This is a genomic window from Kiritimatiellia bacterium (assembly GCA_025054615.1).
GTDB lineage: Bacteria > Verrucomicrobiota > Kiritimatiellia > CAIVKH01 > CAIVKH01 > JANWZO01.
Map to the genome: position 1 here is coordinate 1 of JANWZO010000051.1, position 502 is coordinate 502.

Consider the following 502-nt stretch of genomic DNA (forward strand, 5'->3'; position numbering starts at 1 on the left):
GTTGGGAGGTGCACGCGTTCTGCCTGATGGCGAATCACTTCCACTTGGTGGTGGAAACACCCGGCGGGAATCTGGTGCCGGGAATGAAGTGGCTTCTTGGCACGTACACCATGCGCTTCAATCGTCGGCACCGGCTAACCGGCCACCTGTTCGCGGGACGGTATAAGGCGCTGGTGGTGGATGGCACGGGCCAGGGGTATTTCCGCACCGTTTGCGACTACGTCCATCTGAACCCGGCGCGGGCCGGGTTGTTGGCGGCGGGTGAGCGACTGAGCCGCTATCGGTGGAGCAGTTGGCCGGAGTACTTGAAGGCGCCCAACAAACGGCGGGTTTGGCTGCGCGTGAACCGGCTGATGGGAGAATACGGCATTCCCAAGGACAGTCCGGCGGGACGACGGGCGTTGGCGCGAGCGATGGAGGCAAGACGGAGGGAAGAGGAGCCTGCCGACTACGCGGCGATCCGGAGGGGGTGGTGTTTCGGCGATGATGAATTTCGCAAGGA

Annotated in this window: 1 protein-coding gene; it reads left to right on the top strand. The window is 63.3% G+C overall.

Features of this window, described 5'->3' with window-relative positions; all coding sequences use genetic code 11:
* Positions 1-502 (top strand): transposase (locus tag NZ740_10790; protein MCS6772484.1); only part of this gene is annotated, 502 nt, incomplete at both ends.